Here is a 24,689-nt window from a genome sequence, read left to right as displayed (position 1 = left end):
ACCGGGGCACCCCCCGGAGGGAGGGACGTATGAAGGCAAGACCGAACCAGAGACTGTCGTCGCAGGCGATGGCCTTCGTGCTGGCGGGCGGGCGGGGCTCGCGGCTGAAGGAGCTGACCGACCGCCGCGCCAAGCCGGCCGTCTATTTCGGCGGCAAGACCCGGATCATCGACTTTGCGCTGTCGAACGCGCTGAATTCGGGCATCCGCAAGATGGCCATCGCCACGCAATACAAGGCGCATAGCCTGATCCGCCACATGCAGCGCGGCTGGAATTTCTTTCGCGCCGAGCGCAACGAATATCTCGATATCCTGCCCGCCTCGCAGCGGATGGACGAGGTGAACTGGTATCGCGGCACCGCCGATGCGGTGGCGCAGAACATCGACATCATCGACAGCTACAACATCAAGTATGTGGTGATCCTGGCCGGCGATCACATCTACAAGATGGATTACGAGGTGATGTTGCAGCAGCATGTGGAATCGGGCGCCGATGTGACCATCGGCTGCCTGACCGTGCCGCGGATGGAGGCGACTGCCTTTGGCGTGATGCATGTGGACAAGGACATGCGCATCACGGCTTTTCTCGAAAAGCCGAAAGACCCGCCCGGCATTCCGGGCGACCCGGAAAACGCGCTGGCCTCGATGGGGATCTATGTCTTTGACTGGGCCTTCCTGCGCGACCTGCTGCAGCGCGACATGCAGGATGACAATTCCAGCCACGATTTCGGCTTTGACCTGATCCCCGAGATCGTGAAGAACGGCAAGGCCGTGGCGCATCGTTTCTCCGACAGCTGCGTCACCAGCGGGCTGGAGGACGAGCCCTATTGGCGCGATGTCGGCACGATCGACGCCTTCTGGCAGGCCAATATCGACCTCACCGATTTCGTGCCGAAGCTTGATCTCTATGACAACAGCTGGCCGATCTGGACCTATGCCGAGATCGTGCCGCCGGCAAAGTTCATCCATGACGAGGATGGCCGGCGCGGGTCGGCGGTGTCGTCGCTGGTTTCGGGCGATTGCATCGTTTCGGGGTCGGAGGTGCGCAACAGCCTGTTGTTCACCGGCTGCCGCACCCACAGCTTTTCCAGTCTGGAATATGTGGTGGCGCTGCCGCAGGTGGTGGTCAACCGCAAGGCCGATCTGAAGAATTGCGTGATCGACCGCGGCGTCATCATCCCCGAGGGGCTGGTCATCGGGCAAGACCCCGAGGAAGATGCGAAATGGTTCCGCCGGTCGGAAAATGGCATCGTGCTGGTCACCAAGGATATGATAGACGGCTGGTCACGCGCGAAGCTCTGAGCGGCGCGCCGCGTCCCGGGGGGGGGGCTGCCTGCCCCCCGCACCCCCCGGGGATATTTGTGAACAGATGAAGGAACATGTCGGATGAAGCGGGTTCTGTCGGTTGCGTCGGAATGCGTGCCGCTGGTCAAGACCGGCGGGCTGGCCGATGTGGTGGGGGCGCTGCCGGGGGCGCTGGCGGGGCAGGGCTGGGAGATGCGGGTGCTGATGCCGGCCTATCGCGGCTTGCGCGCCCGTATCGCGGATTGGCCCGAGGTCTTTGTCGAGCAGGATCTGTTCGGCGGGCGCGGTGTGGTGAAGGCCGGCGAGGTGGACGGGGTGGCGATGCTGCTGCTGGAGGCGCCGCATCTTTTTGATCGTGATGGCGGGCCTTACAACAGCGGCGGCGTGGACTGGCCCGACAATCCGCAGCGCTTTGCCGCGCTGAGCTGGGTCGCGGCGCGGATCGCGCGGTTCGGGCTGGGCGATGGCTGGCGGCCGCAGGTGCTGCATGCGCATGACTGGCAGGCCGGGTTCGCGCCGGCCTATCTGGCCTATGGCGGGCCGCGCGATGTGGCGACGGTGATCACCATTCACAACATCGCCTTTCAGGGCTGGGCGCCGGACTGGATGCTGGAGACGCTGCGCCTGCCGCGCCACGAATTCCACCCGGCCGCGCTGGAATATTATGGCGGGCTGTCCAGTCTCAAGGCCGGGATGGTCACGGCGGACAAGATCACCACCGTCTCGCCCAGCTATGCGGCCGAGCTGATGCGCCCGGAATTCGGGCTGGGTCTGCAAGGCCTGATCGAGGCGCGGGCCGCCGATGTGGCGGGCATCCTGAACGGGGTGGATGAAACCGTCTGGAACCCCGAGGTCGAGGACACCCCCTATTCGCTGAAAAAGCCCGGGCGCAAGGCCGTCGCGCGGGCCGCACTTTGTGCCGAATACGGGCTGGAGGTGCCGGGGCCGCTGGCGATCGTGGTCAGCCGCCTGACCGATCAGAAGGGGATGGATCTGCTGCCCGAGGTGCTGCCAGATTTCATCGCCGCCGGGGGCGGGCTGGTCTTGCTCGGTTCGGGCGACAAGGCGCTGGAGGCCGCGATGCTGGCCCTGGCCAACCGCTTTCCCGGCCGGGTCGGCGTGACCATCGGCTATGACGAGGGGCTGAGCCACCGCATGTTCGCCGGGGGCGATGCCGTGCTGGTGCCGTCGCGGTTCGAGCCCTGCGGCCTGACGCAGATGTATGGCCTGCGCTATGGCACGGTGCCGGTGGTGGCAGCCGTGGGCGGGCTGGCCGATACGGTGATCCATGCCAATCCGGCGGCGCTGGCGCAGGGGGTGGCGACGGGGCTGACCTTCCAGCCGACCGACGCCCCCGCCTTTGCCGAGGCGCTGCGCCGGCTGGTCGCGCTGCATGCCGCGCCGAAGACCTGGGCGCAGATCGTCAAGCGCGCCATGGCGCAGCCCGTGGGATGGGAGGCCTCGGCCGCCGCCTATGCCGCGCTGTATGACGGCATCCTGCGGGCATGATCGCGGCGGGCACCCAATTGCCCGACCGGCTGGCGGGCCATGCCGTGACGGCGGGCCGGCCCTGGCCGATGGGCGCGAGCTTTGACGGCGAGGGGGTGAATTTCGCGCTGTTCTCGGCCCATGCGGAGCGGGTGGAGCTGTGCCTGTTCTCGCCCGACGGGCGGCGCGAGCTGTGCCGCATTCCGCTGCGCGACCGCGATGGCGACATCTGGCATATCCATATCGGCGGGCTGACGCCCGGCACGCTCTATGGCTATCGCGTGCAGGGCCCCTATGCGCCCGAGGGCGGGCACCGGTTCAACGCCAACAAGCTGCTGCTCGACCCTTATGCGCGCCAGCTTTCGGGGCGGTTGAAATGGTCGGATGCGATGATGGGCTACAAGGTGGGCAGCCCGCGCGCCGATCTGTCCTTTGACGCGCGCGACAGTGCGTTTGCGGTGCCGAAATCGGTGGTCGTCGATCCCTCGTTCAACTGGGGGCCGGACCGCGCGCCACGCAGGCCCTGGCATGAAACCGTGATCTACGAGGCCCATGTCAAGGGCATGACCGCGCTGCATCAGGGCGTGGAAAAGGCCCTGCGCGGCAGCTATCTCGGCCTCGCCTCGGATGCGGTGCTGGATCATCTGGTCAAGATGGGTGTGACCGCGATCGAGCTTTTGCCGGTGCATGCCTTTCTGGACGACCGCTTTCTGGTGGCCAAGGGCCTGCGCAACTATTGGGGTTATCAGACGCTGGGCTTTTTCGCGCCCGAACCGCGCTACATGTCGCGGGGCGAGGTCTGGGAGTTTCAGACCATGGTGCGCCGCTTTCATGCTGCCGGGATCGAGGTCTTGCTGGATGTGGTCTACAACCATTCCGGCGAGGGCGACGAGCTGGGCCCGACGCTCAGCTTCCGTGGTATCGACAATCGCAGCTATTACCGGCTGCGCGATGGCGGGCGCTATTACGTCAACGATACCGGCACCGGCAATACACTGAACCTGACGCATCCGATGGTGCTGCGCATGGTGATGGACAGCCTGCGCTACTGGGTGGAGGTGATGCATGTCGATGGCTTCCGCTTTGACCTTGCCTCGGTCCTGGGGCGCGAGGCGCATGGCTTCGACCCGCAATCGGGGTTCTTCGATGCGATCCGCCAGGATCCGGTTCTGGCGCGGGTCAAGCTGATCGCGGAGCCGTGGGATATCGGCCCGGGCGGTTATCAGCTGGGCAATTACCCGCATCCCTTCAGCGAATGGAACGACCGCTTTCGCGATGGCGTGCGGCGGCTCTGGCGCGGCGACAGCGGCATGGTGCCCGACCTGGCCAAGCGTCTGCTGGGCAGCGCCGAATATTTCGACCGCGCCGGGCGCACCACCATGGCCTCGGTCAATTTCGTGACCGCGCATGACGGGTTCACGCTGGAGGATCTGGTCAGCTTTACCGTCAAGCGCAACTGGGCCAATGGCGAGGACAACCGCGATGGCCATGGCGACAACCATTCCGACAATCTGGGGGTGGAGGGGCCGACCACCGACAAGGCCGTGCGCGCCGCGCGCGACCTGCGCAAGCGTAACCTGCTGGCCACGCTGATGCTGTCGCAGGGGGTGCCCATGCTGCTGGCGGGCGACGAGATCGGCAACAGCCAGCAAGGCAACAACAATGCCTATGCCCAGGATAACGAAATCGGCTGGGTGGACTGGCCCCGGGCCGATCCGCGCATGGCGGGCTTTGTCGCGCGGCTGACGCAGTTGCGCCGCGATCATCGCGTGCTGCGGCAGCGGCGTTTCCTGCACGGGCTGAACCGCGCGATCGACGGCTTGCCCGATGTGATCTGGCGCCGCCCCGATGGCGTGATCCCGCGCCCCGAGGATTGGCACGACCCGGATTTCCGCTGTCTCTGCGTCGAACTGCGCCGCGCGGCGGAAGGCGACCTGACCGACCGCGAGGCGATCTTTGCCGTCATCAATACCGGCGGCCCGGCGCGGCTGGTGCTGCCCGGATCGGCGCCGCGCTGGCGGTTGCTGCTGGATACCACCCGCCCGGAGGCGGCGCCCACCCTGGCCGCCGCCGAACTTGAGGCGCCCGCCCATTCCGTGCTTGTCTTCGCTCCGCAATTTGACTGAGGGCCAAAATGACCGTGCTGACCATCGCCACCCAACCCATCGCGGGCCAGAAGCCCGGCACCTCGGGCCTGCGCAAGAAGACCCCGGTCTTCATGGGGCCGCATTACCTGCAAAACTTCGTGCAGGCGATCTTTGACGCCATCGGCGGCGCGCAGGGCAAGACCTTTGTCCTGGGCGGCGACGGGCGCTATTTCAACGACAGCGCCGCGCAGATCATCCTCAGGATGGCTGCCGCGAATGGCGCGGCGCGGGTGATCGTCGGGCAGAACGCGGTGCTGTCCACGCCGGCGGCCAGCCATCTGATCCGGCTGAACAAGACCGATGGCGGCATCATCATGTCGGCCAGCCACAACCCCGGCGGTCCGAATGAGGATTTCGGGGTCAAGTTCAACATGCCCAATGGCGGCCCCGCCCCCGAGGCGGTGACCGAGGCGATGTTCGCCCGCACCACCGAGATCACCGAATACCGCATCTCGGACGCGCCCGATATCGACCTTGGCCGTATCGGCGACACCACGCTGGACGGCATGGCGGTGACGGTGGTGGACAGCGTCACCGATTACGCGGCGCTGATGGAAACCCTGTTCGATTTCCCCGCGATCCGCGCGATGTTCACCGGCGGATTCACCATGCGTTTTGATGCGATGTGCGCGGTGACCGGCCCCTATGCCACCGAGATCCTGGAAAACCGGCTGGGCGCCGCGCCGGGCACCGTGACCCATGGCACGCCGCTGCCGGATTTCGGCGGCATGCATCCCGACCCGAACCCGACATGGGCGCATGAGCTGATGGCCGAGATGATGGGCCCGAACGCCCCCGATTTCGGCGCGGCCTCGGATGGGGACGGCGACCGCAACATGGTGGTGGGGCGCGGCGTCTATGTCAGCCCCTCGGACAGTCTGGCGGTGCTGGCGGCCAATGCCCATCTGGCGCCCGGCTATGCGCGGGGCCTTGCCGGTGTGGCGCGGTCGATGCCCACTTCGGCGGCGGCTGACCGGGTGGCCGATGCGCTTGGGATCGGCAAATACGAAACCCCGACGGGCTGGAAATTCTTTGGCAATCTGCTGGATGCCGGCCGCGCCACGCTGTGCGGCGAGGAAAGCTTTGGCACCGGATCCGATCATGTGCGCGAAAAGGACGGGCTTTGGGCGGTGCTGCTCTGGCTCAATATCCTCGCTGCGCGGCGGCAATCGGTGGCCGCGATCATGGCCGAACATTTCGCGAAATACGGGCGCAACTACTATAGCCGCCACGATTTCGAGGCGATCGCCACCGACAAGGCCGATGCGATGATGGCCGCGCTGCGCGGCAGCCTTGCCACCCTGCCGGGGCAGGAGGTGGAGGGCATGACCATCGCCGCCGCCGATGACTTTGCCTATACCGACCCGATCGACGGTTCGGTCAGCCAGAAACAGGGCGTGCGCATCCTGTTCGCCGACGGCTCGCGCATCGTCATGCGCCTGTCGGGCACCGGGACCGAGGGCGCCACGCTGCGCGTCTATCTGGAACGCTACAGCCCCGGCCCCGACGGGCTGGACCATGACCCGCAAGAGGCGCTCGCCCCGGTGATCCGCGCCGCGCATAGCCTGGCGCGGATCGCGGAATTCACCGGCCGCACCACGCCCGATGTGATCACCTGACGGCTTGCCGCCGGGCGTGGGCGCGCTAAACTGGCCTCTCGGCAGGGGAGGCCGGTTTGCCAGACCAATTCGCGCGCGCGCTGATCATCGACGACCATCCGCTGTTCTGCGATGCGCTCGGGCTGACCCTGCGCATGCTGATCGGTATTCCCACGGTCGAAACCGCGGAGCGGCTGGATACCGCGCTCAAGCGGCTGGAACTGACGCCGGCGCCCGATGTCATCCTGTTCGACCTGCATCTGCCGGATGTGACCGGCGTCGATGGGCTGATCCGGCTGATCGGTGCGGCGGGGGGCGTGCCGGTGCTGGTCGTGTCATCGCTGGAGGATCCGCGCGTCATCGCCGCCGCGCTGCGGGCCGGGGCCGCGGGATTTGTGCCCAAACATGCCCGGCGCGAGGTCTTTGTGGCGGCCTTTGCCGCGCTGGCCGAGGGGCGGGTCTATGAACCCGAAGGTTTTGTCCCGCCCGAGAGCCAGCCCGAGGATCGCGCGCTGGAGCGGCTGTCGGAGCTGACACGCCAGCAGGCGCGCATTCTGCAACTTCTGTGCGAGGGGCGGCTGAACAAGCAGATCGCCTATGACCTTTCGATCACCGAGGCGACGGTCAAGGCCCATGTCACCGCCATCATGCGCAAGCTGCGGGTGCAAAGCCGCACCCAGGCGGTGCTGATGGCCAATGCGGCGCGGTTTTCCACGCTGATGCCCGACACGCCGGCGGATGACGGTCCATGATCGCGCGCGGCTATGTTCCCGGCGACCACCCGAGGCCGGCCGCCGCGCTGGCGGAAATGCTGGGCGCGGGGCCGTTTGCGCTGGTCCTGCTGTTTGCCACGCCCGAGGCCGATCTGGCCGCGCTGATGCAGGATGTGGCCTTTGCCGGGCCGGTGATCGGCTGCACCACGGCGGGCGAAATCGCGCCCTCGGGCTATGCCGAGGGGGGCGTGCTGGCCGTGGGCCTGCCCGCGTCGGATTTCGCGGCCGAGATCCTGTGCATCGAAAACCTCGCCTCGCTGGATCGCGAGGGGCTGATCGACGATCTGGTGCGCGCGCGCGCCTCGCTGGCGGCACGGCGGCCCGACTGGCCGGCGGAGTTTGCCTTTCAGATGGTCGATGGCCTGTCGATCCGCGAGGATGAGCTGATGGCCGCCATGGCCGTGGGGCTGGGGCCGGTGCCGCTTTGTGGCGGATCGGCGGGCGATGGCACGCGCTTCCGCGAGGCTTTCGTGCTGCATGACGGGCGGGCGCTGCGCGATGCGGCGGTGCTGGCGCTGGTGCGCGGGCGCGGGCGGGTGCGGGTCTTCAACCTTGACCACCTGCACCCGACCGATATCCGCATGGTGGTGACCGAGGCCGACCCCGCGCAACGCATCGTGCGGCGCATCAATGCCGAACCCGCCGCGCCCGAATATGCCCGCCTGCTGGGCAAGGCGCCCGGCGATCTGGATCCCTTCACCTTTGCCGCGCATCCGGTGGTGGTGCGGCTGGGCGGGCGGCATCATGTGCGCGCCATCCGCGAGGTGGCGCCGAATGGCGATCTGGTCTTTTTCGCAGCCATCGACGAGGGTCTGGTGCTGACGCTGGCCGAACCCGACGATCTGGTCAGTCATCTGGACAGGGCGCTGCAAGGGCTGGAGGGGCCGGCCGACATTCTGGCCTGCGACTGCATCCTGCGCCGGATGGAGGCGCAATCGAAACAGGTTACGCCCGCGCTCTCCGAGGTGCTGCGCCGCCATCGCGTCGTGGGCTTTTCGACCTATGGCGAACAGTTCAACACGCTGCATGTGAACCAGACCATGACCGCCATCGCCTTTTATCCCGCCGAGGCGTCATGACCGGCCCCGAGGCACTGCTCAGCCCGGGCGACACGCCAGAACGCCAGCGGGAAAAGCTGCTGATCATCGCCGATGCGCTGATGCGCCGGGTCGAGGCCGCGACCGATGCCGGCGGCGCCGCCTATGCCGAATTTCAGCGCGCCGCCCTGCTGGAAGATCAGGTCCGCAGCCGCACCCATGATCTGAACCGCGCGCTAGAGGCGCTGAACCGCAGCCATGCGCAGCTGACCGAGGCCACGCGCGAGGCACAGACCGCGCGGCGCAATCTGGCCGATGCGATCGGTGCGGTGGATGAGGGGTTTGCCCTGTTCGGCCCGGATGAAAAGCTGGTCATGTGCAATGCGCAATTCTGCGCGCATTTCCCCGATGTGCAGCCGCATCTGCAACCGGGGCTGGATTTCTGGGATTATGTCGATCTGATCAGCATCTCGCGCTATCTCGCGCTGCCCGAGGATGAAACGCCCGAGGTCTGGGCCACCCGGCGGCGGCGGCGCCATGGCGACGGGCAGACCGTGTTCAATGTCGGGCTGGTGCGCGATCTCTGGCTTCAGGTGTCAGAGCGGCGGATGGCCAATGGCGGCACGGTGATCGTGCAGACCGATGTCAGCGACGCGGTGCGCCGCGAACGCAGCGCCGCCCATGCCGAGGCGATGGAGGAGGCCGGGCGCACTCATACCGCGCGGGCACGATTCGTCGCCGCCGCCTCGCATGATCTGTTGCAGCCGCTGGCGGCGGCACGGCTGTTCATCGGGCTGGTCGAAGGCGGCGCCACCGGGGCCGAGGCTGGGGCGGCGCTGGCCAAGGCGCAGAACGCGCTCGATCAGGTGGATGGCATCCTGACGCAGTTGCTCGATATCTCGCGGCTGGAAACCGGGCGCTTTGCGGTCAGCCCGGGGCCGGTGGCGCTGGCGCGGGTGCTGCGGCCGCTGGCCGATGAATTTGGCGCGCTGGCCCGGGCGCGCGGGCTGGAATTCCGGCTGGTGCCCAGCGGGGCGGTCGCGCTGACCGACGGGCACTGGCTGCGCCGTATCCTGCAAAACCTGATCGGCAATGCGCTGCGCTATACCCGGCAGGGCCGGGTGCTGGTTGGTGTGCGCCATCGCGGCGGCGCGCTGGCGATCGAGGTGCATGACACCGGCCCCGGCATCGCCGAGGCCGACCGCGCCGCGATTTTTCGCGAATTTCACCGGCTGGAGGCCAAAGCCTCGGCGGCCGAAGGCATGGGGCTGGGCCTTGCCATCGTGGAACGCGCCTGCGCCGCGCTCGATCACGGGCTGGAATTGCGTTCCGAACCCGGCAAGGGGTCTTGTTTCGCCGTCACCCTGCGCCGCGCGGGGCGCTAGCCCTTGCCGCCCTGTTCCAGATAGACCGCGCAGCCGGTCAGGGCCGCATAATCATCCTCGATCACGCTGACCGCGAAATTGGCCATGAAGCCCGCAAAGCGCCCCTTGTCACGGAAAGCGCCGGTGAAATCAAAGCGTTGGAACCAGGGCTGAAAGGCCCGCGCCACCCCGCCGATCAGGAAGATGCCGCCAAAGGGCAGGTGGGTCAGAGCCAGATTGCCGATCTCGGCCCCCATCAGGCGCACATAAAGCCGCCCGGTTTCCTCGGCCAGGGCATCGCCCTCGGCCATGGCGGCCATGATATCCGAGGCGGTCTTTTCGCCCGGATCGCCCGCCTCGCTGCGCAGAAAGGCATAAAGCCGTTCCAGCCCGCGCCCGGCCAGCACATCCTCCACCCCCGGAAAGCCATGCGCGGTTTCCACGAAACGCGCCAGTCGCAGATCGGCCTCGGTGCGGATCGGCATGTTGATATGGCCGCATTCCGACGCGGCGACGATGCGCCCCCAGGGGGTTTCATGCACCGGCGCCGCGTTGAACCCGGTGCCCGCGCCCACCACCAGCTTGGCCGCATGGGCGGGGGCAGGGCCCTCGATCACCGGGGCCAGCTTGTCGGCGGCGATATGGCCAAGCGCATGGCCCTGCGCCTGAAGATCGTTCAGGATCGCCACGGTCGCGGCCCCGGTCGCCCGGGTCAGCGCGGGGCCGTCGATCGTCCAGGCCAGGTTGGTCATGGTGGCGACACCATCGCGCACCGGCCCGGCAATCGCCACGCAGGCACCGGCGCAGGCCGCGATCCCGGCCTCGTCGAGATAGAGCCGCAGGATCGTCTCCAGCCCCGGATGATCGACATTGCGAAACCGGCGCACGCTGTCATTGCGCACCACCTTGCCATCGGCAAGCGCCACGCGGGTATTGGTGCCGCCGATATCGGCCACAAGTGACGGAAGCTTCCCCATTATCTCCTCCAGAACAGGGTCGGGGCCGGGCCAGAGCCCCCGGTGATCTCAGTTGCGCGCCAGGGCGCGGCTCAGCGCGTGATAGGATGCCTTGGGCAGACGTTCCAGCGTCTCGTAATCGACATGGACTAGACCGAAGCGTTTCTGATAGCCCTCGGCCCATTCGTAATTGTCGAGAAGCGACCAGTAGAAAAAGCCCCGCAGGTTCACGCCGGCGGCGATGGCTCGCTGCGCTGCATTGAAATGCGCGGCGATGAAATCCTCGCGCACGGGGTCGGGCTGGCCGGCGTGATCGTCATTGGCCATGCCGTTTTCGGTGACATAAAGCGGCAGATCGCCGGTATGGTCGCGCGCGATGCGAGTCAGGAACTGCTCCAGCCCCTCGGGGTAGATTTCCCAGCCCATCTGGGTCTTGGGCAACGGCCCGGCGACATCGGCACAAGATGGCCAGGCGGTGCCCGGCGCGTGACGATAGAGGTGCCGGGTGTAATAGTTGATCCCCAGCCAGTCGATCTTCTGCCCGATCAGCGCCATGTCGTCGCGCCAGCCCGCGGGCATATGCGGCTCCAGCCCGGCCAGGGCCTCGGCGGGATAGCGGCGGTGGCAGATCGCCTCAAGGAACCAGCGGTTGAAGATCGCGTCCTGGGTCGCGGCGGCGGCCTTGTCTTCCGCGCTGTCCGAGGCGGGGGCGGCATGGTCGAAATTCAGCACGATCCCCAGATCGGTCTGGCCGAGACCGCGCATCCGTTCGACCGCGATGCCATGGGCCAGCAGGATATGGTGCATCGCCCGCGCCGCCGCGCGGATGTCGCGCAGGCCCGGCGCATGGGCGCCCAGAAAATGCGAAAGCCAGGCCACGCACCAGGGTTCGTTGATGGTCGCGACCGTCGCCAGCCGGTCGCCCAGCCGGCGGATCACCGTTTCGGTGAAATCGCCAAAGCGCAGGCAAGTGTCACGGTTGCGCCAGCCACCCAGATCCGACAGCGCCGCCGGCAGATCCCAGTGATAGAGCGTGAGGAACGGCTGCAACCCGCGCGCCAGCATCCCATCGACCAGCCGGTCATAGAAATCCAGGCCCTCCGGGTTGATCGTGACGCCATCCGGCATCACCCGCGACCAGGAGGTCGAAAAGCGATAGGCGTCGAACCCGGCGGCGCGGACCAGATCCAGATCCTCGCGCCAGCGGTGGTAATGGTCGCAGGCCACCGCACCGCCTTCGGCCCGGACGACATTGCCGGGGGTGGCGGCGAAGGTATCCCAATGCGACGGGCCGCAGCCGCCAAAGGACGACCCCTCGATCTGATAGGCGGCGGTGGCGGCGCCGAAGACGAAACCTTCGGGGAAACTGGCGCGGGGCGGGATCATCGGATGAACCTCAGGATGTCGGGCGCGGGCCGGTGGACTGACCGATGATCAGCTCCGCCTCCAGCAGCAATTCCACCGGGCCGGTTTGACGGCCGGTAATCAGATCGAGCAACATGTCCGCCGCCTGGCGGCCCGCCTCGCGCACCGACGACCGGGTCGCGGTAAAGATCGGCACATCCTCGCCATTGCGCAGATAGCTCAACTCGTCGTCATGGATGATGACCGACACGTCGCGCCCCATGCGCAGCCCGCGCTCCTCGATGGCGCGGCGCAGGCCCAGCCCCATGATCATCGACGACACCAGCAGCGCCGTCGGCCGGTCGGGCCTGGTCAGCATGGCGATGCCGGCGCGATAGCCGGCGGCCTCGGTCATCTCGTCGCTGGACATGATGGCGGGATCGGCGGCCAGCCCGCGTTCCGCCAGCGCATCCTCATAGCCCTTGCGGCGGCGGATCGCGAAATCCATGAATTCCAGCCCGTTCAGCAGCCCGATCCGGCGATGCCCGAGATCAAGCAGGAATTCCGTCGCCCGCTGAAAGGCGCGGCGGTTGTTCACATCGACCCAGGAATAGGGCAGGGCGCTGCCGGTCGCGCGGCCATGGACGACAAAGGGAATGCCCATCTCGGTCATCAGCGCGATCCGCGGATCGTTCATGCGCGGCGCATGGATGATGACACCATCCACCGCCCCGCGCGATTGCAGCTCGCGGTAGATACGTTCCTCATTGTCGTCAGGCACAACCGAGAGTAGCATGTCGTAGCCGTTGCGCGAATAGACCTCGCCGGCGCCGGCGATGAAATCGGCAAAGACCGGGTTCACGATCTCGTGCCGGGTCGCGACGGGAATGACATGGCCCACGGCCATGGCGCGGCCGGTGGCCAGGCGGATCGCGCGGGTATTGGGTTTGTAATTGTAGCGTCGTGCCGCGGCCGCCACCCGTTCGCGCGTGGCCTCGTTCACCTCGGGATAGCCGTTCAGCGCCCGGCTGACGGTCGTCGGCGAGAGGTCGAGTTTGCGGGCGAGCTCCTTGAGATTCATCGGGTCCAGGCAGCCAAAGCGTTTCAAATTCCGCCGCAGATTAGCCGTCTCCCGCGGCAAGGTCAAAGCCGAATGCCGCAAGGCCCGCCCAGGACACCCGGTTTCTGCGCAGGCAAAACAAACCTTTGCTGCCGCGCCGCGACAGTTCTGGTTGACTTGAAGCCCCCCTAACGCTTAGTTGAGGCATTCAAAGCGGTTTGAATGCGATTCCCGCTTTGGGAGGGGCGCGGGGGTTCCCGGCCCGAGGGAGAGGATAACGGGAGGATTATGATGACTCGTGCTCTTTTTGCCAGCGCGGCGCTTCTGGCGCTCGCATCGGGCGGGGCCTTTGCGCAGGATCTGAAATTTCCGGTCGGCGAGGGCGCCTTCAACTGGGACAGCTACAAGGCCTATGACGCGGCCACCAATCTGGATGGCCAGTCCCTGACCATCTTCGGTCCGTGGCGCGGCGAGGATCAGGCGCTGGTCGAATCCGTGCTGGCCTATTTCACCGCCGCCTCGGGCGTGAAGGTGAACTATTCCTCCTCCGAGGGGTATGAGCAGCAGATCATGGTCGATACCCAGGCCGGCAGCCCGCCCGACATCGCCGTTCTGCCGCAGCCCGGCCTGATCTCCGAACTGGTCGCCAAGGGCTATGTCCTGCCGCTGGGGGAGGAAACCCAGAAATGGCTGGAAGAAAACTATGCCGCCGGCGACAGCTGGGCCAAGCTGGGCACCTACAAGGGCAAGGACGGCGCCGAGGCGCTCTATGCCTTTCCGTTCAAGGCCGACGTGAAATCGCTGGTCTGGTATTCGCCCGACAACTTTGCCGATGCGGGCTATGAAGTGCCGCAGAGCATGGAAGACCTGAAGGCGCTGACCGAACAGATCGTCGCCGATGGCGGCACGCCCTGGTGCATCGGTCTGGGATCGGGTGGCGCGACCGGCTGGCCCGCGACCGACTGGGTCGAGGACATGATGTTGCGCACCCAGTCGCCCGAAACCTATGACAAATGGGTCACCCATCAGATCCCCTTCACCGATCCGGCCGTGCAGGGCGCGATCGACGAATTCGGCTGGTTCGCCAGGAATGACAAATTCGTGGCCGGTGGCGCGGGCGCGGTCGCCTCGACCGATTTCCGCGACAGCCCCAAGGGCCTCTTCTCGTCGCCGCCGCAATGCTACATGCACCGCCAGGCCTCGTTCATCCCGTCCTTCTTCCCCGAAGGCACGGTGGTCGGGCAGGACGCGGATTTCTTCTACATGCCGGCCTATGCGGGCAAGGATCTGGGCAAGCCCGTCCTGGGTGCCGGCACGCTGGCCTTCATCACCAAGGAAAGCGAGGCCGCGCGCGCCTTCATCGAGTTCCTGAAGACCCCGATCGCGCATGAGATCTGGATGGCGCAGAATGGCTTTGTCACCCCGTTCAAGGGCGCCAATGTCGAGCTTTATGGCAACCCCGCGCTCAAGAAACAGGGCGAGATGCTGCTGAACGCGACCACCTTCCGCTTTGACGGGTCGGATCTGATGCCGGGCGCCGTGGGCGCGGGCAGCTTCTGGACCGGGATGGTGGATTATGTCGGCGGCAAGCCGACCGCCGATGTCGCCGCCCAGATCGACGCGGCCTGGCCGAAGTGATCGTCTGATCGCCGCGCGGATCCGGGCAAGCCGGGTCCGCGTCCCGGCGGCCCCGCTGCGGCCGCCCGCGTGTTCCAACGGAGGAGGGGACGGACATGCACCCTGCGCTTCAGGCCATCCAGACCATCGTCATCGGTGTCGGCGGCTGTATCGGCTATTTCTACTTTTCCAACCTGCTGCTCGACAAGGTGCTGTTCCCGGCACGCGGCCCACAGGCCGGGCGCAATATCAGCCGCGCCAACATGATCCGGCCCTGGCTGTTCCTGCTGCCGGCGATGATCGCGCTTGGCCTCTATCTGGCCTATCCAGTCTTTGCCACCTTCAAGCTGTCCCTGTTCGACAAATCGGGCGAGACCTTCGTGGGCTTCGGCAATTACGCCCAGATGATGACAGAGGCGAAATTCTGGGAATCCATGCGTTCCAACGCACTGTGGCTTCTGTTCGTGCCGGCCGCCTCTACCGCCTTTGGCCTGCTGGCGGCACAACTGACCGACCGCATCTGGTGGGGCAATATCGCCAAGTCGCTGATCTTCATGCCGATGGCGATTTCCTTTGTCGGCGCCTCGGTGATCTGGAAGCTGATCTATGACGTGCGCCCCGAAGGCGCCGAACAGATCGGCATCCTGAACGCGCTCTATCTGGCGCTTGGCGGCGACGCGCCGCAGCAATGGCTGACCATGCCGTTCTGGAACAACTTTTTCCTGATGGCGGTGCTGATCTGGATCCAGACCGGCTTTGCCATGGTGATCCTGTCGGCGGCGCTGCGCGGCGTGCCCGAAGACACGATCGAGGCCGCGATCCTGGACGGCGCCAACCCGTTCCAGATCTTCTTCAAGATCAAGGTGCCGCAGATCATGGGCACGATCGTCGTGGTCTGGACCACGATCACCATCGTCGTTCTCAAGGTCTTCGACATCGTGCGCGCGATGACGAATGGCCAATGGGGCACGCAGGTTCTGGCCAATTACATGTATGACAAGCTGTTCACCTCGCTGGATTGGGGCGTCGGTTCGGCCTCGGCCATGGTCATCATGCTGCTGGTGACGCCGATCCTGGTCTGGAACGTCTACAATGCGCGCAAGGAAATGCGCTGAGGCGCGGGGAGGTTTCTGATGGACAATATCGCCGGTTCCAAACCCGCCCTGACCTGGGCTGTGCATATCTCGGCCGTGCTTCTGGTCGCGCTCTGGGTCTTTCCGACGCTCGGACTTCTGGTGTCATCCTTCCGCACCAGCGACCAGATCGCCAGTTCCGGCTGGTGGCGCGCGCTTTCGACGCAGGAAAGCCAGATGCCCGCCATTCGCCTTTCGGGGACCGAGACGCAAAAGGACGGCGTCTTTGTCATCGAGGGCAATCTGTTTGAAGGCAGCAGCGCCACCGTTGCCCGCTGGGGCATCAATTCCCGCGACCCCGAGGCCTATGCCGCGGGCGAGACCGGCGCCCTGCAAAGCGGCGAGGCGCTGACCGTGACCGAAACTGGCAGCTATACGCTGTCTTCGACGCAAAGCATGGCCGATCTGCGGATGCCGCGGGTCTTTGTCACCGCCTCGCAGCCGCCGCAATTCACCTTGCAGAACTACGATACGGTGCTGTTCAAGCCCGCGGTCGGCCAAAGCGTGGGCAAGGCCTTTCTGAACACGCTGACCGTGTCGATCCCGGCGACCATCATCCCGATCCTGATCGCCGCCTTCGCCGCCTATGCTCTGGCCTGGATGGAGTTTCCGGGCCGCGCGCTGCTGGTCGCGGCGGTGGTGGGGCTTCTGGTGGTGCCGTTGCAACTGGCGCTGATCCCGCTCTTGCAGTTCCATAATGCGATCGGCATCGGCAAGGGCTATTACGGGGTCTGGCTGGCCCATACCGGCTTTGGCCTGCCGCTGGCGATCTATCTCCTGCGCAATTACATGGCCGGGCTGCCGCGCGACATCATCGAGAATGCCAAGGTCGATGGCGCCACCGATTTCCAGATCTTCACCCGCATCATCCTGCCGCTGTCCTTTCCGGCGCTGGCCTCGTTTGCGATCTTCCAGTTCCTCTGGACCTGGAACGACCTGCTGGTCGCCATGGTCTTCCTCGGCACCACGCAGGACGAGATGGTGCTGACCGGCACGCTGCTGAACCTGATGGGCTCGCGCGGCGGCGACTGGGAGATCCTGTCGGCCTCGGCCTTCATCTCGATCGCGGTGCCGCTGGTGGTGTTCTTCGCAATGCAGAAATACCTCGTGCGCGGCCTGCTGGCCGGCTCGGTGAAATGAGAAAGACCATGACTTCGCTTCCCAAGGACCATGACTGGTGGCGCGGTGCCACGATCTATCAGATCTATCCGCGCAGCTTTCAGGACAGCAACGGCGATGGTGTCGGCGATCTGCCCGGCATCACGTCGCGGCTGGATCACATCGCAGCACTTGGCGCCGATGCCATCTGGATCAGCCCGTTCTTCACCTCTCCGATGAAGGATTTCGGCTATGATGTCAGCGATTACTGCGATGTCGATCCGATGTTCGGCCGGCTCGAGGATTTCGACGCGCTGGTCTCGCGGGCGCATGAACTGGGCCTGCGGGTGATGATCGACCTCGTGCTGTCGCATACCTCGGACGCGCATCCCTGGTTCCGCGAAAGCCGCGCCAGCCGCGACAATGCGCGCGCCGACTGGTATGTCTGGGCCGATCCCAAGCCCGACGGCACGCCGCCGAACAACTGGCTTTCGGTCTTTGGCGGCTCGGCCTGGGCCTGGGACGGGCGGCGCCAGCAATATTACCTGCACAACTTCCTGACCTCGCAGCCCGACCTGAACCTGCATTGCATGGCGGTGCAGGATGCCCTGCTGGAGGTTGTGCGCTTCTGGTTGAAACGCGGGGTGGACGGGTTCCGGCTCGACACGATCAACTTCTATTTCGCCGACAAGTATCTGCGCGACAACCCGTCGCTGCCGCCGGAGTTGCGCAACGATTCCATCGCGCCCTCGGTCAATCCCTATAACCACCAGCTGCATCTGTTCTCCAAGAACCAGCCCGAGAACCTGGCCTTCCTGCGCCGGTTCCGCGCCGAGCTGGAGCCCTATGGCGCCGCCGCCGTGGGCGAGGTGGGCGATGCGCAGCGCGGGCTGGAGATCATGGCCGAATATACCTCGGGCGGTGACAAGGTGCAGATGTGCTACCCGTTCGAGATGTTGCAGCCGCGCCGCCTGACCGCCGCGGTGCTGGAGGAAACCTTTGCCCGCATGGCCGCCGCCGCGCCCGATGCCTGGCCGTGCTGGAGCTATTCCAACCACGACACCGTGCGCCACATTACCCGCTGGGGGCTGAGCGAGGCCGCCGCGCGGTGCTATACGACGATGATGGTCTGCCTGCGCGGCTCGCTCTGCCTTTATCAGGGCGAGGAGCTGGGCCTGCCCGAGGCCGAGGTCGCCTTCGAGGATCTGCAAGACCCCTATGGCATTGAATTCTGGCCGGAATTCAAGGGGCGCGACGGGGCGCGCACGCCGATGATCTGGCAGGGCGGCAACGGGCAGGCCGGTTTCACCACCGCCGACCGGGCCTGGCTGCCGGTGACCGCGCCGCATCTGGCGCGCTCGGTCGCGGCGCAGGCGGCGGATGGCGGCTCGATGCTGGCGCATTACCGCCGGGCGCTCGCCTTCCGCCGCGCCCATCCGGTGCTGCGCGACGGCGCGATGACCGATATCCGCGCCGAAGGCACGGTCGCGCGCTTTGTGCGTCGCGGTGACGAGACCATCTTCTGCGCCTTCAATCTGGGCGAGGACGAACAGACCATCACGCTGCCAGAGGGGAACTGGCAGCAGATCGGGGCAGAGCTGGAAAGCCTGCCGCTCAACGGCAACATGGTGACGCTGGGCGCCTGGCAGATTTGCCTCGCGCGGCGGCTTTGAAAGGGGGAGATCATGGCCAATCTGAAGCTGGTCGAGGTCGCGAAGGCCTATGGCGATATCAAGGTTCTGGATCACATCAACCTTGACATCAAATCGGGCGAGTTGATCGTGTTTGTCGGCCCCTCGGGCTGCGGCAAGTCCACGCTGCTGCGGATGATCGCGGGGCTGGAAAAGATTACCGGCGGCGATTTCACCATCGACGATGTGCGCATGAACGAGGTGCCGCCGTCAGAGCGCGGCATCGCCATGGTGTTCCAGTCCTACGCGCTTTATCCGCATATGACGGTGCGCGACAACATGGCCTTCGCGCTGAAACTGGCGAAAAAACCGCGTGAGGAAATCGACGCGGCCATCGAAAAGGCAGCGCGTATCCTGCAACTCACGCCCTATCTGGATCGCCTGCCCAAGGCCCTGTCGGGCGGTCAGCGCCAGCGCGTCGCCATCGGCCGCGCCATCGTGCGCGACCCCAAGGTCTATCTGTTCGACGAGCCGCTATCGAACCTCGATGCCGCGCTGCGGGTCGCCACGCGCATCGAAGTGGCGCAGCTGAAAGAGGCGATGCCAAATTCCACCATGATCTATGTGACCCATGATCAGGTGGAGGCGATGACGCTGGCCAGCCGTATCGTGGTGCTGGCGGGTGGCGGCATCAGCCAGGTCGGCACGCCGCTGGAATTGTATGAACGGCCCGAGAACGAATTTGTCGCGCAATTCATCGGCTCGCCGTCGATGAACCTCTTGCCCGGGGAAATCGCCCAGACCGGCGATCGGACGCTGATCAAGCTGGAGGGCGGCGGCGAGGCCTGGTCCACCATTCCCACCCGCGACAGCGACCGGGGGCTGAAGGTCAATCTGGGGGTGCGCCCGGAGGATATGGTGCCGACCGACGGCACCCCGCTTTATACCGGCACGGTGGAAATCACCGAGGCGCTTGGTGAGGTGACGCTGCTGTATTTCCGCAAGGAGGGCGACCGGCAGGTCGTGGCCAAGCTGCCCGGCATTCATCGCGACCTGCGGCACAAGGCGGTGTCGCTGGCGGCTGACCCGTCCAAGATCCACCTGTTCAGCAACGGCCGCTCGCTCCTCTACCGCTGACAGGGCGGCGCGGGCGGTCAGGAACAGCGCCGAAAGCGCGAGGGCGACCAGCAAGGGCACCCAGAGCGTCTGGCGCGGCGGAGGCGGCAGGTTTCTCATGCCGTCTTTATGCTTCCGAAACCTTTCGCCGCCGTTAATGACGGCATGGAACAGGCGATGACGGAATCGGAATGGGCCGCGCGGCGACCCGCGCCGCCCTTGCAGCAAAGCTGGGCCTATGGGCAGGCGATGGCCGCGCTCGGGGCGCGGCCGTTCTGGCAAGGGCGGGTGCAGGGGCTGGCGCGGCGCGGCCTGCGGCTGGTGCAGCGGGCCGATCTGGACGCGGCATCGGCGCGGCGGCTGGCGCGCCATGCCGGGGTGACGGTGGTCACGGCGCCGCTGTCAGGGCGCGGGATCGTGCCGCTGGTCACCGCCTGCCACCATGCCGAATGGGATCTGACGCCCGACCCCGCCCGGCTACGCGCCGGGCTTGCGGGCAAATGGCGCAACGCGCTGCGCGGCAGCGAGGGGCTGGCGCTGCGCCAGGGCGGCGAGGCGGCGCGCAACACCCTGATGGCGCGTTGTGCCGAACAGGCGCGCCAGCGCGGCTATCGCGGTCTGCCCGAGGCGTTCCTGCACGCCTGGCCGGGGCGTTGCCTGCTTTTGCACCACAGCCCCGGGGGTGAGATGGCGGCGGCCATGCTGTTTCTGATCCATGCCGGCGCCGCGACCTATCATCTGGGCTGGACCAGCCCCGCCGGCCGCGCCGCCGGTGCACATCGGGCAATGCTGTGGCAGGCGGCGCTGCATCTACGCGACGCGGGCGTGGTGCGGCTGGATCTGGGGGCGGTGGATACCGGCAATCCGGGCCTTGCACGGTTCAAGCTGGGCACCGGGGCGCAGATCGTCCCGCTGGGGCCGACCTCGCTGGTGCTGCCGATGTGAGGGGCGCGGGCAATTCGTCGCGCTTCCCTTGCGGCGGCGAAGCGATTAGCCTTTCGCACATATCGCGAGGTTTGCATGTCTGATCCCAACACCGCCCCCCCGAGGTTTCGCCCCAAGACTTTTCCGGCCCCGGAATTTCCGCCGCGCCGTCCGGCGCTGTTTGCCCGGATGCCGCCGGCGGTGTTTCCGGCGCTGATGGGGCTGCTGGGGCTGGGCCTTGCGCTGCGCCGCGCCCTGCCGGCGCTGAGCCTGCCGGAACAGGCGGCCGAGACGGTGCTGGGGATCGCGGTCGCGCTCTGGGCCTTTGCCGCCCTTGGCTATGGCGTGAAGATCGCGCGCCGCCCCGCAGTGGTGTCCGAGGATCTGCGCGTGCTGCCGGGGCGGGCCGGGCTGGCGGCGGGGTCGCTCGGGCTGATGCTGACGGCGGCGGCGCTGGTGCCCTATGCGCCCGGCCTCGCGCGCTGGCTGCTTTTTGCGGGGCTGGCGCTGCATGCCGTGCTGGCGGCGCTGATCCTGCGCTATCTGATCCAAGCGCCGCCCGAGGGGCGGGGGGTGACGCCGGTCTGGCATCTGCATTTCGTGGGCTTCATCATCGGGGCGCTGTCGGCGCTGCCGCTGGGGATGACCGGGCTGGCGCAGGGGCTGTTCTGGATCAGCCTCGCCGCCGCGGCGGCGATCTGGGCGGTATCGCTCGGACAGTTGATCCGCCGCATCCCGCCGGCGCCGCTGCGCCCGCTTCTGGCGATTCACCTCGCGCCGGCCAGCCTGCTGACCACTGTCGCGGCCGGGCTGGGCGACAGGACCATGGCGCTGATCTGCGCCGGGCTTGCCGGGCTGATCGCGGTGGCGCTGCTGTCGGGGCTGCGCTGGATTACTGCGGCGGGCTTTTCGGCGCTGTGGGGGGCCTTCACCTTTCCGCTCGCCGCGCTGTGTTCCGCGCTTTATGCGATTGGCGCCGATGTGACCGCCACGCTGTTCCTGATCGTGGCGGTCGGGGCGATCCCGGTGATCGTGCTGCGCATCCTGCAAGCCTGGGCCAAGGGCACGCTGGCCGCAAAGACCAACGCCGCCGAGGCCTAGGCGGCCGCGTCGGCGCCCGCCCGCAGGATCATGCCGAACAGGTCGCGCGGATCGTCGGGATCGGCGATCATGTCGAGATTCTGGTAAAGCCCGCTGTCCTTCAGCCGCGAATGGACATAGCGCAGCGCGCTGAAATCCTCGATCGCAAAGCCCACGCTGTCAAACAGCGTGATCTCGCGCGCATCGCGGCGGCCGGGCGCGGCGCCAGTCATCACCTGCCACAGCTCGGTCACCGGGTGATCGGGGTCAAGCTGCTGGATCTCGCCCTCGATCCGGGTCTGCGGCGGATATTCGACAAAGATCGACGACCGCAGCAGGATGTCGCGATGCAGTTCCGTCTTGCCCGGGCAATCGCCGCCGACCGCGTTGATATGCACGCCGCTGCCGACCATGTTGTCGGTCAGGATCGTCGCATATTGCTTGTCGGCGGTGCAGGTGGTGATGATCTGCGCCCCCTCCATCGCAGCTTCGGCGCTGGTGCAGGGCACCACATTCAGCCCGAGGCCCGCCAGGTTGCGCGCGCATTTCCGGGTCGCGGCGGGGTCGATGTCGTAAAGCCGCACCTCGCGGATGCCGCAGATCGCCTTGAAGGCCAGGGCCTGAAATTCCGACTGGGCGCCATTGCCGATCATCGCCATGCTGCGCGCGCCCGCTGGCGCCAGCCATTTCGCGGCAAGCGCCGAGGTGGCGGCGGTGCGCAGCGCGGTCAGCAGCGTCATCTCGCTCAGCATCAGCGGATAGCCTGTCGCCACATCCGCCAGCAGGCCAAAGGCCGTGACGGTTTGCAAACCTTTCTTCATGTTCGACGGGTGGCCGTTCACATATTTGAACCCGTAGGTTTCACCATCCGAGGTCGGCATCAGCTCGATCACGCCGATCTCGGAATGGCTGGCCACGCGGGGCGTCTTGTCAAACAGCGGCCAGCGGCGGAAATCGGCTTCGATCGCCTCGGCAAGCTCGGCCATCATGCGCTCGGCGCCGATCCGCAGCACCAGCCGCATCATGTTGTCAACGCTCACGAAAGGCACAAGCGCGTTGCGGGAGGGGGTCAGCATGGCAAAATCCTCAGGCGGCGGCCGCTTGGGCGCGCGGGGTCAGGTGGATGCCGGCGATCATGCAGCGCACCGATCCTCCGGCCAGTTCGATGGTGGGCACCGCCAGCGGCTGCATCGGCAGGATCGCGGCGATGCGCGCACGGTTTTCGGGCGTCAGACTGTCATGCGCGCAGCGCGACAGCGCCAGAAACCGCCCATCGGCGCCCGACAGTTCGATCGCATTGCCGGCAAAGCCCGCGATTTCGGCAGCGGACAGCGCGATGACCTCGCGCCCGCCCTCGGCCAGACGCGCGGCGATCTCGGCCCGGCGGGCGGGGTCGGTGACCATGTCCAGCCCGACCAGCGCCAGTTCGGTGCCGATGCACATCAGCACATTGGTATGATAGATCTCGCGCCCCTGCGTATCGCGGGCCTCGAACACCATGGGTTCATAGCCGAAATGGGTGCAGAACCGCTCCAGCGCGACCGGATCGGCGCGATGCGAGCGCACCGTATAGGCGATGCGACCGACATGATCGAGCACCATGGCCCCGGTGCCCTCAAGCGCCAGCCCGTCCTGTTCCAGACCGGAATAGTCAATCACATCCTGCACGCGGTAGCGGGTCTTGAGCATCTCGACCACATCGCCGCGCCGTTCGCGGCGGCGATTGGGCGCATGCATCGGATAAAGCGCCACATGGCCGCCGACATGGGTCGAGAACCAGTTGTTCGGAAACACGCTGTCGGGCGTGTCGTGGCGGCCGTCATCGTCAAAGACATGCACCGCCACGCCCCGGTCCCGCAGGATCGCCACGGCGGCGTCGAACTCGTCGCGGGCACGGGCGGCGATCTGCGTCGCGGCCTCGGCGCTGTCGCGCTGAAAGGCATTGTCGGCGCGGGTTTCGGGGTTGGGATGAAAGGCATGTGGCCGGATCATCACCACCGCCTCGGGTGCCTGAAGCAGATTGCGGCGCATCAGGCAAAGCTCCGCGTCGGGCGGTCAAACACCTTCTTGCCCATCAGCGAGGCGACCAGATCGACCATCAGTTTCGCCGTGCGGCCGCGTTCGTCGAGAAAGGGGTTCAGCTCCACCAGATCAAGCGAGGTGACAAGCCCGGATTCGTGCAAAAGCTCCATCACCAGATGCGCCTCGCGGAAGGTGGTGCCGCCGGGCACCGTGGTGCCAACCGCCGGTGCGATGGAGGGGTCGAGGAAATCGACATCCAGGCTGACATGCAACAGCCCGCCCATGGCGCGCACCCGTTCCAGAAAGCTGCGCAGCGGCGCGACGATGCCCTGTTCATCCAGCACGCGCATGTCGTTGATCGCGATGTCATGCTGCAACAGCGCCGCATGTTCCGCCGGATCGACCGAACGGATGCCAAACAGGCAGATCCGGTCGGCCGGGATCGGCGCGGGGAAGGGCGGAAAGGCGTCGAACCCGTCGCGACCGGCGATATAGGCGACCGGCGTGCCATGCAGGTTGCCGCTGGTCGTCGTCATCGGCGTGTGGAAATCGCTATGCGCATCAAGCCAGAGCAGGAACAGCGGCCGCCCCAGACGGCGGGCATTCAGCGCCGCCCCCGCCACCGACCCGAGCGCCAGTGAATGATCGCCGCCCAGCACGATGGGCAAGCCGCCCGCCGCCAGCGCGTCATCGACCCGTTCGGTCAGCGCCATGGTCCAGCCCAGCGTCTCGGGCAGTTGATCGACCGCGGGATTGGCGCACTGCGCCTCGGGCAGGTCGGTCAGGGCGACATCGCCCCAATCCTCGACCGCGTGGCCCAGATCGCGCAGCACCTGCGCCAGCCCCGCGACACGATAGGCCGCCGGCCCCATGAGGCAGCCGGGGCGGCGTTGCCCGCTGTCGATCGGGGCACCGATGAAAATGGTCCTGGTCATGGCTTTGCTCTCCTGTTCCCTGAAAAATTCTTGCCGAATGGTGGTGATTTCCATAGTGATAT

At 66.5% G+C, this 24,689-nt stretch carries 20 protein-coding genes; 14 read left to right on the top strand and 6 right to left on the bottom strand.

The features are described from left to right. Positions 1-29 precede the first annotated feature (29 nt). From glgC to FOA17_RS14435, 7 genes are all read left to right on the top strand, one after another. Positions 30-1,301 carry a glucose-1-phosphate adenylyltransferase gene (gene glgC, locus FOA17_RS14465; RefSeq protein WP_149142211.1) on the top strand — a complete coding sequence of 424 codons (1,272 nt, stop codon included), beginning with the start codon at positions 30-32 and terminating at the stop codon, positions 1,299-1,301. 84 nt (positions 1,302-1,385) lie between these two features. Then, positions 1,386-2,813 (top strand): glycogen synthase GlgA, encoded by a 1,428-nt coding sequence (gene glgA, locus FOA17_RS14460; protein WP_149142210.1) that lies wholly within the window; start codon positions 1,386-1,388, stop codon positions 2,811-2,813. After that, complete coding sequence (gene glgX, locus FOA17_RS14455; protein WP_149142209.1) at positions 2,810-4,918, top strand: glycogen debranching protein GlgX; 2,109 nt, start codon at positions 2,810-2,812, stop codon at positions 4,916-4,918. Before glgA ends, glgX begins: the two co-directional genes overlap by 4 nt. Positions 4,919-4,926: 8 nt before the next feature. After that, on the top strand, positions 4,927-6,558 hold the full coding sequence (locus FOA17_RS14450) for an alpha-D-glucose phosphate-specific phosphoglucomutase (protein ID WP_149142208.1): 1,632 nt from the start codon (positions 4,927-4,929) through the stop codon (positions 6,556-6,558). A gap of 56 nt (positions 6,559-6,614) precedes the next feature. Further along, positions 6,615-7,289: a response regulator transcription factor gene (locus FOA17_RS14445; protein WP_238991829.1), complete on the top strand. Its 675-nt coding sequence runs from the start codon at positions 6,615-6,617 to the stop codon at positions 7,287-7,289. After that, the gene (locus FOA17_RS14440; RefSeq protein WP_149142207.1) at positions 7,286-8,389 is read left to right on the top strand and encodes an FIST N-terminal domain-containing protein; all 1,104 of its coding nucleotides are present in this window, start codon (positions 7,286-7,288) and stop codon (positions 8,387-8,389) included. Before FOA17_RS14445 ends, FOA17_RS14440 begins: the two co-directional genes overlap by 4 nt. Beyond that, the gene (locus FOA17_RS14435) at positions 8,386-9,732 is read left to right on the top strand and encodes a sensor histidine kinase (RefSeq protein ID WP_149142206.1); all 1,347 of its coding nucleotides are present in this window, start codon (positions 8,386-8,388) and stop codon (positions 9,730-9,732) included. The genes FOA17_RS14440 and FOA17_RS14435 overlap by 4 nt, the downstream gene beginning before the upstream one ends. On the opposite strand, the gene FOA17_RS14430 is transcribed toward FOA17_RS14435, so the two are convergent. Genes FOA17_RS14430 through FOA17_RS14420 form a run of 3 tightly spaced genes read right to left on the bottom strand, consistent with a single transcriptional unit; the run spans position 9,729 to position 13,092 of the window. Next, positions 9,729-10,688, bottom strand: coding sequence for a glucokinase (locus FOA17_RS14430; protein WP_149142205.1), 960 nt, complete (start codon positions 10,686-10,688; stop codon positions 9,729-9,731). The two genes, FOA17_RS14435 and FOA17_RS14430, sit on opposite strands and share 4 nt — an antisense overlap. A gap of 48 nt (positions 10,689-10,736) precedes the next feature. After that, complete coding sequence (locus tag FOA17_RS14425; RefSeq protein ID WP_149142204.1) at positions 10,737-12,053, bottom strand: GH1 family beta-glucosidase; 1,317 nt, start codon at positions 12,051-12,053, stop codon at positions 10,737-10,739. A gap of 10 nt (positions 12,054-12,063) precedes the next feature. Further along, positions 12,064-13,092, bottom strand: a complete 1,029-nt coding sequence (locus tag FOA17_RS14420; RefSeq protein WP_149142203.1) for a substrate-binding domain-containing protein — start codon at positions 13,090-13,092, stop codon at positions 12,064-12,066. Between the two features lie 270 nt (positions 13,093-13,362). Between FOA17_RS14420 and FOA17_RS14415 the strand changes: the two genes are divergently transcribed. From FOA17_RS14415 to FOA17_RS14385, 7 genes are all read left to right on the top strand, one after another. Further along, the gene (locus FOA17_RS14415; RefSeq protein WP_149142202.1) at positions 13,363-14,709 is read left to right on the top strand and encodes an ABC transporter substrate-binding protein; all 1,347 of its coding nucleotides are present in this window, start codon (positions 13,363-13,365) and stop codon (positions 14,707-14,709) included. A gap of 95 nt (positions 14,710-14,804) precedes the next feature. Further along, positions 14,805-15,803, top strand: coding sequence for a carbohydrate ABC transporter permease (locus FOA17_RS14410; protein ID WP_149142201.1), 999 nt, complete (start codon positions 14,805-14,807; stop codon positions 15,801-15,803). Between the two features lie 18 nt (positions 15,804-15,821). Continuing rightward, positions 15,822-16,961 carry a carbohydrate ABC transporter permease gene (locus FOA17_RS14405; RefSeq protein ID WP_149142200.1) on the top strand — a complete coding sequence of 380 codons (1,140 nt, stop codon included), beginning with the start codon at positions 15,822-15,824 and terminating at the stop codon, positions 16,959-16,961. 8 nt (positions 16,962-16,969) lie between these two features. Next, positions 16,970-18,592 (top strand): alpha-glucosidase, encoded by a 1,623-nt coding sequence (locus FOA17_RS14400; RefSeq protein WP_149142199.1) that lies wholly within the window; start codon positions 16,970-16,972, stop codon positions 18,590-18,592. 12 nt (positions 18,593-18,604) lie between these two features. Then, positions 18,605-19,687: an ABC transporter ATP-binding protein gene (locus FOA17_RS14395; RefSeq protein ID WP_149142198.1), complete on the top strand. Its 1,083-nt coding sequence runs from the start codon at positions 18,605-18,607 to the stop codon at positions 19,685-19,687. A 144-nt stretch (positions 19,688-19,831) separates the two neighbouring features. Then, positions 19,832-20,611: a GNAT family N-acetyltransferase gene (locus FOA17_RS14390; protein ID WP_203232333.1), complete on the top strand. Its 780-nt coding sequence runs from the start codon at positions 19,832-19,834 to the stop codon at positions 20,609-20,611. A 75-nt stretch (positions 20,612-20,686) separates the two neighbouring features. Further along, positions 20,687-21,691 carry a TDT family transporter gene (locus tag FOA17_RS14385; protein ID WP_149142196.1) on the top strand — a complete coding sequence of 335 codons (1,005 nt, stop codon included), beginning with the start codon at positions 20,687-20,689 and terminating at the stop codon, positions 21,689-21,691. On the opposite strand, the gene FOA17_RS14380 is transcribed toward FOA17_RS14385, so the two are convergent. Genes FOA17_RS14380 through rocF form a run of 3 tightly spaced genes read right to left on the bottom strand, consistent with a single transcriptional unit; the run spans position 21,688 to position 24,627 of the window. Further along, positions 21,688-22,746, bottom strand: a complete 1,059-nt coding sequence (locus tag FOA17_RS14380) for an ornithine cyclodeaminase (protein ID WP_149142195.1) — start codon at positions 22,744-22,746, stop codon at positions 21,688-21,690. The two genes, FOA17_RS14385 and FOA17_RS14380, sit on opposite strands and share 4 nt — an antisense overlap. Before the next feature lie 10 nt (positions 22,747-22,756). After that, complete coding sequence (gene ctlX / locus FOA17_RS14375; RefSeq protein ID WP_149142194.1) at positions 22,757-23,701, bottom strand: citrulline utilization hydrolase CtlX; 945 nt, start codon at positions 23,699-23,701, stop codon at positions 22,757-22,759. Then, positions 23,701-24,627 carry an arginase gene (rocF, locus tag FOA17_RS14370; RefSeq protein WP_149142193.1) on the bottom strand — a complete coding sequence of 309 codons (927 nt, stop codon included), beginning with the start codon at positions 24,625-24,627 and terminating at the stop codon, positions 23,701-23,703. Before rocF ends, ctlX begins: the two co-directional genes overlap by 1 nt. Between the last annotated feature and the right edge of the window lie 62 nt (positions 24,628-24,689).

It is taken from the genome of Gemmobacter caeruleus (assembly GCF_008271655.1).
Taxonomy (GTDB): Bacteria; Pseudomonadota; Alphaproteobacteria; order Rhodobacterales; family Rhodobacteraceae; genus Gemmobacter; species Gemmobacter caeruleus.
This window is presented reverse-complemented; position numbering and strand designations above follow the sequence as displayed.

Coding starts and splice junctions, on each gene's coding strand:
- FOA17_RS14400 (WP_149142199.1), top strand. CDS start 16,970: ATGACTTCGCTTCCCAAGGACCATGACTGGTGGCGCGGTGCCACGATC.
- FOA17_RS14420 (WP_149142203.1), bottom strand. CDS start 13,092: ATGAATCTCAAGGAGCTCGCCCGCAAACTCGACCTCTCGCCGACGACC.
- rocF (WP_149142193.1), bottom strand. CDS start 24,627: ATGACCAGGACCATTTTCATCGGTGCCCCGATCGACAGCGGGCAACGC.
- FOA17_RS14380 (WP_149142195.1), bottom strand. CDS start 22,746: ATGCTGACCCCCTCCCGCAACGCGCTTGTGCCTTTCGTGAGCGTTGAC.
- glgA (WP_149142210.1), top strand. CDS start 1,386: ATGAAGCGGGTTCTGTCGGTTGCGTCGGAATGCGTGCCGCTGGTCAAG.
- FOA17_RS14440 (WP_149142207.1), top strand. CDS start 7,286: ATGATCGCGCGCGGCTATGTTCCCGGCGACCACCCGAGGCCGGCCGCC.
- FOA17_RS14450 (WP_149142208.1), top strand. CDS start 4,927: ATGACCGTGCTGACCATCGCCACCCAACCCATCGCGGGCCAGAAGCCC.
- FOA17_RS14410 (WP_149142201.1), top strand. CDS start 14,805: ATGCACCCTGCGCTTCAGGCCATCCAGACCATCGTCATCGGTGTCGGC.
- ctlX (WP_149142194.1), bottom strand. CDS start 23,701: ATGCGCCGCAATCTGCTTCAGGCACCCGAGGCGGTGGTGATGATCCGG.
- FOA17_RS14435 (WP_149142206.1), top strand. CDS start 8,386: ATGACCGGCCCCGAGGCACTGCTCAGCCCGGGCGACACGCCAGAACGC.
- FOA17_RS14425 (WP_149142204.1), bottom strand. CDS start 12,053: ATGATCCCGCCCCGCGCCAGTTTCCCCGAAGGTTTCGTCTTCGGCGCC.
- glgX (WP_149142209.1), top strand. CDS start 2,810: ATGATCGCGGCGGGCACCCAATTGCCCGACCGGCTGGCGGGCCATGCC.
- FOA17_RS14405 (WP_149142200.1), top strand. CDS start 15,822: ATGGACAATATCGCCGGTTCCAAACCCGCCCTGACCTGGGCTGTGCAT.
- FOA17_RS14430 (WP_149142205.1), bottom strand. CDS start 10,688: ATGGGGAAGCTTCCGTCACTTGTGGCCGATATCGGCGGCACCAATACC.
- glgC (WP_149142211.1), top strand. CDS start 30: ATGAAGGCAAGACCGAACCAGAGACTGTCGTCGCAGGCGATGGCCTTC.
- FOA17_RS14415 (WP_149142202.1), top strand. CDS start 13,363: ATGACTCGTGCTCTTTTTGCCAGCGCGGCGCTTCTGGCGCTCGCATCG.
- FOA17_RS14395 (WP_149142198.1), top strand. CDS start 18,605: ATGGCCAATCTGAAGCTGGTCGAGGTCGCGAAGGCCTATGGCGATATC.
- FOA17_RS14385 (WP_149142196.1), top strand. CDS start 20,687: ATGTCTGATCCCAACACCGCCCCCCCGAGGTTTCGCCCCAAGACTTTT.
- FOA17_RS14390 (WP_203232333.1), top strand. CDS start 19,832: ATGGAACAGGCGATGACGGAATCGGAATGGGCCGCGCGGCGACCCGCG.